Annotated in this window: 4 protein-coding genes and 2 pseudogenes; 1 reads left to right on the top strand and 5 read right to left on the bottom strand. The window is 33.0% G+C overall.

Going from position 1 to position 6004, the window contains the following annotated elements; all coding sequences use genetic code 11:
• Window positions 1-461: 461 nt before the first annotated feature.
• From N9I19_RS08570 to N9I19_RS08555, 4 genes and pseudogenes are all read right to left on the bottom strand, one after another.
• Window positions 462-843, bottom strand: a pseudogene (locus N9I19_RS08570) (hypothetical protein); the annotation flags it as partial.
• A 639-nt stretch (window positions 844-1482) separates the two neighbouring features.
• On the bottom strand, window positions 1483-2760 hold the full coding sequence (locus tag N9I19_RS08565) for a VTT domain-containing protein (protein WP_317777523.1): 1278 nt from the start codon (window positions 2758-2760) through the stop codon (window positions 1483-1485).
• 204 nt (window positions 2761-2964) lie between these two features.
• Window positions 2965-3456 (bottom strand): CDP-diacylglycerol--serine O-phosphatidyltransferase, encoded by a 492-nt coding sequence (gene pssA / locus N9I19_RS08560; protein ID WP_125160816.1) that lies wholly within the window; start codon window positions 3454-3456, stop codon window positions 2965-2967.
• Between the two features lie 222 nt (window positions 3457-3678).
• Complete coding sequence (locus tag N9I19_RS08555; protein WP_317777521.1) at window positions 3679-4269, bottom strand: DedA family protein; 591 nt, start codon at window positions 4267-4269, stop codon at window positions 3679-3681.
• A 218-nt stretch (window positions 4270-4487) separates the two neighbouring features.
• On the opposite strand from N9I19_RS08555, the pseudogene N9I19_RS08550 reads away from it, so the two are divergent.
• A pseudogene (locus tag N9I19_RS08550) lies at window positions 4488-4671 on the top strand (helix-turn-helix domain-containing protein).
• Between the two features lie 455 nt (window positions 4672-5126).
• Here the strand turns inward: N9I19_RS08550 and N9I19_RS08545 are convergent.
• On the bottom strand, window positions 5127-5813 hold the full coding sequence (locus N9I19_RS08545; protein ID WP_317777520.1) for an MBL fold metallo-hydrolase: 687 nt from the start codon (window positions 5811-5813) through the stop codon (window positions 5127-5129).
• Between the last annotated feature and the right edge of the window lie 191 nt (window positions 5814-6004).

Below are 6004 nucleotides of genomic sequence, written 5' to 3'. Positions count from 1 at the left end.
ATGGCTCTGCCTATAAACCGGAAATGGTCTTCCCTCTTGAACAACTAGCAGCGTAAATTTACATTCACATTGTTATTAATGAAAGTTGGCTTATTCGTAGGATTTCAAAGAAAGCACGAAGTACTGGATGTAATGAACAAAAGGGCAATGACCCGTTCCGTTAGCAAAACCGGCCTCCACCCCTTGGATAGGCATGACGAAGGAATGAAAGGGCATAGGATTATGACCCGTTGAGACATGGGAGGGAAAGCCTCCAGGGGCAGCGTGGAAAATGCGTGCAGAATATGTAATAATTTGGGATTTTTAATAAATCCCCTATTTCAATCTGCCCTCATCTTATCAAAACGGTCCTATCTCTTTCGTTCATCTAAAGCAACCTATACCATGTGGTATGAAATCCTGCGAATAAGCGAGTATTCGTGAGCATTATCTATTAAACTGAGGGAGTTCATTACCGTTTGTAGATAATCATCAAGCTTACCAGCCGCTTTCAATACCATTAATTTATGAGAAAGATCTTCGTTTTTCAAACCCGATGCGTAATGCTTCCAGAGAAATGACCTGAAAAACCATTTTGTAGAGCACCAGCACCATGTGGCATTCCGTGCATAGATGCAGCAATCATTTGATTATTGATTAATACAATAATGGCTCTTCTATTCCAACTCCATTTATTATTATAAATTTTCTTCATGATTTGAGTATCTTCTTGGTTAGTGGCTGTACATCGGCATGATGGCTACCTACTCTTCGTTGTACCTTAAATGATAAACCAGTTTCAATATCAATAATGGTGAAATTTGTTTTATTGTTGTTTACAATCTCCCAAGGTAACATCTCAATTTTAGCTTATTGGTACTTCTCCATCTTCCCATTCCATTGCATAGACCGAGTGATCGACCATTAAGACAATTATAAAAATAGCGATAATTACTCGATACAATTTATTGTTTTTCATTTGGTTTCTCCTGCAATTATTCTTATTATTTCAGGACATAATCAGTTGAATACCTTTGAATATTTGGAAATTCTTCAAATTAACTCCTCCCTGTTAATTTATGTTCTAAACACTGGGTTTGGTGGAATCAGCTATAAAGGCTTAAAAAGGCTCAAATTCGAGGAAAAGGGAAAAAAACACCCCTCTCCCTTAATCCCAATTCCTTAACGGTATTTCAAGACTATTAAGAAATTCTTATTGAGTAACAAACATAATAGTAAACCGACCTTTTATAATCAAAAAACTAAGCTTTAAATCATCGTGGATTTCACAAAATATTTAAAGAGAATTTAGAAAGAGCTGGTCTACCCGCTTTCCTTAGTACCTACATTCCATTTAACCCAGGCAACATAACACCCAATAAAATCAAGTCGATTCCAGATTACAATGAGGTTTCTATTCCTGATTTACCGTTATGTTCTACTATGACTTTATTACCCTCAAACTGAATTTCATCCTCGAATACAGGAATATGTATTTTCAATTCAATACTTTTCTATTACAAGTCTTAACATTTCAAACAACAAGAAGATAAATGATATCCAGACACCGCCATATACATATCCACCCAGAATATCACTTGGAAGTAATTCGGTCGATGCAATATTTGCAATTGTTAACCACACTAATAATAATAACCCAATTAATGGAACGAATATGGAAGTATATTTTTTTTTCGAATGACGAATAAGTAAAAATAAGCATGTTCCATAAATGATTATTGTAATAGTGGCATTTATATCAGGAAAATTTGAGGAATGATACTTCCCCACGAACCGTAATGATTGGAGATAGGAAAAAATCTGCATAATTGATTCATGAAACAGCCTAGCTCCTAAAATCGAAACGATAAGTAAAAGATACTCAAGCAGCCTATTCCTTCTCTTCCTCCAAATGCGGATGACCGTTACACCAATAATTACTCCAAGTACATAAGGGGATTGAAATACTAACAACCCTTTCATCCAACTCATATATATTGAAGAATCCACTATATATACAGCAATTTCATTAAACTGAGTAAACTCATTATATAAATAGTCTTGAGCCATCCCCAGCATCAAGGTCACCATACCGATTAAAACTAAAGTGAGAAAAATAAGAAAGATCTCTGTTTTTTTTATGGTTTTTAGTCGATTTGTTAACCATTTAATTACATGAATAAATAAGTTTTTAATTTGAACTTTATAAAACCGATAAGTGAAATACCCAACTAACAATACCCCGAAAATAATAATAAAAATAATGAAATATTTACTTGCTGAATGATGGAAGGCCTCCCAGCGAGGTCCCAATACTTTTCCTAGAGTTATAAAACAAAATCCCCATAAAAATGAACCTATATAAGCTGGAATAATAAATTTTCGAAACGGCATTCTAGAAATCCCTGAAATGTAACCACTGAAATGCCTAATTCCTGGAATGAAATAAGCAAAGACCAATAATTTTCTGCCTGAACGCTCAAACCAAGCGGAGGTTTTTTTATATCTTTCCGGCCCCATATGGATATACCTTCCATATTTCTCAATTAGTTTATACCCACCTGCCCTACCAATCCAATAGGTTGCAGTTATTCCCCCACCTCCTGCAACAAAGACAGTCAGGAGTGCCAAAGGGTAATTCATTGTTCCCTGAAAAACAAAATACCCAGCGTAGCTCATTAAAAATTCACCTGAAATTGGTAGAGCCATGAGTTCTAGAAAAATCCCAATGAATAATATCAGATAACTGTGCTGTTCATATACAGTTATTAAGTATGACATATAAATGCCTCCATTTTTTATTAAAAGAAACTTTAGGGTGAATTTTTTCTTCAACTTTAGATCTGATTACAAATAATGAAATCATTTTCTATGTCAATGAAATCCTAATCTTGTTTTAGGGGATCAAAAAGGTTTATGGATAAAATAAAAAAGCTGTATCCTTTTCTAAAAAGGTTACTAGCTTTTTTACAAAGGATAACGAAATTATAGTTTTTTTACCCTAATTGGACTTACCATTAAGAACGCGAGTATTAAGGTAATCCACGCATTGCTATATAAAAAGAATCCCATGCCAGCCAATGGTAATCCAGCTGCTGGAATAGGCAATCCTTTAAAATACCCAATGGTTGGATTAACACTAAATTTAGCTAATCTTAATGCTCCCATAGTTGGGAAAAGGATAAATGCCAAAGACGTTAAAATTGATGGTGCTGCTATCGAATGAAATAGAATTGCGGGAGCAACTCCGAAACTAATAATATCAGCCAAGGAATCCAATTCCACGCCAAATTCACTGTTCACTTTTAATTTTCTTGCAATCCTTCCATCAAGAAGATCTAAAAAAGCCGAAAAGAAAATAAAAACGGCGGCTACTTGCAAAAAGCCACTCATCATATAAGTAATTGAGAGTACACCGCACAATAAATTTCCAATCGTAAATAAATTGGGTACAGCTTTAACTATCTGATTGAACAAGGAAGTCCCCCCTGACGTCGAACAATCTCCGCATTTATGTAGCATTTTCTTTATATTCTTCCGCTATTCATAAATATTAGAGGAAAAACTATCCTGGTAAATACAGAAGCCAGCAAGTAACACACTTGCCTTAAGATTCGTAATAAAAAACAAGTTGAATTTTTTAACGGTTTCTGGAATTTTATTCTTTTAAAGAAGCGACTTTTATGAAATACCCCTTCATTATCGATTTCTTCTCTTCCATAAAAAATAACTTAATATTGAAAGGACCAATAAACTTATAATTAAATAAATCCTGTATGTTGACAAATATTTTTCAACATTGGTCCAATTTTCCCCTAATATTCTTCCTAGAGTGATAAAAGTAAAACACCAAATTAATGCACCAGTATAGGCGTAAATAACAAATTTTCTAAATGGGAAGCGATTGACAGCTGCTATATACGCTGTAAGGTGCCGAACCCCAGGAATAAAATAACCAAAAAATAAAAAATAGGGTCCGAATTTCCTGAATAATTTCTTGGTTGCATTAATTTTTTGTTCGGTAATGTGAATTTTTGGTCCAAACTTTTCTAACAAAGGCAACCCAAATTTATTACCAATGAAGTAGCTAAGCGAAATCCCCCCTGTTGCTCCTACAAAGGCACTTACTATCGAAATTAAGTAAGATAATTTACCCTGATACACAGTGTAACCAATATATGTAAGAAGCACCTCGTCGGGTATAGGAAGCCCTACAATACCTCCGATTAAAGCAAATATTATTCCGAAGTACCCATAATGTTCTAGAAGGTAAGTAATATGATTTTCCACTTTTTTCACTCCACCTTTTAGGTGATTTCAAACAATCATTTCTGATCATTTATAATCAGCAGTATTTAAATAATAAAAAAGAAGAAGAAACTTTTAAAGAAATATATGCAAAATGTATGTTTAAGCTATTTTATGTTTTGGTTAAATGAACGAAAAAATTCATTTTAGTTTTCATAAAGTTTTTAACAAAAATAAAGAAGTCGCTAATCAAATAAAGGATTTGGTTTAGAAGTACAAAAAAAGTGACAGAAGTTTTGAAGAGGGTTGGAATAACAATGGCTAATCTTTCTATATTGAAAAATGGAAAGGCAGACGCTATTAGATGTTCGACTTTAAAGGCAATATGTAAGGGGTTGGACTGTCAATCTGGAAGATATCCTAAAATACAGAAGTGAAGTATGAGTAAATCCTAAGTCCCAATGAAGACCACAATTAGTGGTATATTCTATTTAAAAATCTACAATAATGTTTAACAAAGCCTATTCAAAAGAATACTCCATATATAAATAAAGAGTATTGATATAAAAAAACCAGTCCGGTTCAACAGACTGGTCTTCTGTATAGTGAAACACCACATTTTTAAAATTTCTAAATTGGGGATTGGTAATCATCAAAAGCCATGGCGACTATTGCACCCGTTCATTGAGAAAATAACTTTATTCAAGAATCGCACCCTTTAAATGAACTGTTAATATTATTTTGTCGCCCGCTTTTTATGTTAGATAAATATCGCTTTTTTTTGGCCCCTACTTCAACTTTCCTGATAGGTAATAATGAAAAATTGGAGTGCAAATAATACTGGTCCATCTTTTAATAAACGGTTAAACTTTGCTTCAAATCGACATTAACCCCCAAATTTATAAAGTAAATTTCCCTCCATGATAACAATAGTAAGTTTCAGCTTTAAGATTTATAACCTTTCTCAAAGATTGTTGGGCTTTCTCGACATTTAAACAAAAGTTTTGATTAGCAATGATCAATTCTTGACCTTCATTAACAGCTGCATCTCCTGTAATTACACTTTTTAAACTTGGAAAATACAATGAAATATGCCCTGATGTATGCCCTGGTGTTGCTACTACTCTACAATTATTATCTAAAATCATATCACCATCATTTACCTTTTCATCAATCGAAACATGCTTCAAATTCTTTAATTGCTGTATAAACCATTTACCAAATTCGATTTCTTTATTTGGCATGTTTTCTAGCATTTCTTCGGCTTGAACCAATCTCTCTGACTTCATTTCACCACTAATGTATTTTGATTCACTTTCACTAGCTATAATGTTAATCCAAGGATACTTTTCTTTGAAATCATATAGGGAGCCTATATGATCACCATCATAGTGAGTAATGATTATATTCTTTAAATTCTTCACTTCATATCCATTTTTTAAAATTTCATTTTCAATTAAAGGTAAGGAATTTGAATACCCTGTATCGACCAAAGTCAGTTCATTATTCAATATAATTAAGTTAGGATAAATGTGATTTTGTTGTTTATTAAATTCAAATTCGATTGGTAGCTCTATTATCTTCATTTTTCTTCCTCCATACTGCATGTGTATAGAATTATTCCATGGTTTATTATACATGATATGGAAAAGAGGGCAAAAAAAAAGCCCAATTTTTAAACAAGCATTATGTTTTTTTAACGACTTTATTATTTATCACACAACTTTAGTATCCGTGAACATTACATGGTAGTTTATTAGTTTTATTGTTTAATTTT

Origin of the sequence: Peribacillus sp. CSMR9 (genome assembly GCF_033141925.1) — a bacterium.
Classification (GTDB): domain Bacteria; phylum Bacillota; class Bacilli; order Bacillales; family DSM-1321; genus Peribacillus; species Peribacillus simplex_A.
Note: the sequence above shows the minus strand (reverse complement) of the source record. Positions and strands in the feature narration are given on the sequence as shown.

Excerpts from the sequence above, each read along its gene's own strand:
- N9I19_RS08545 (WP_317777520.1), bottom strand. The coding sequence starts at position 5,813 with ATGAAGATAATAGAGCTACCAATCGAATTTGAATTTAATAAACAACAA.
- N9I19_RS08565 (WP_317777523.1), bottom strand. The coding sequence starts at position 2,760 with ATGTCATACTTAATAACTGTATATGAACAGCACAGTTATCTGATATTA.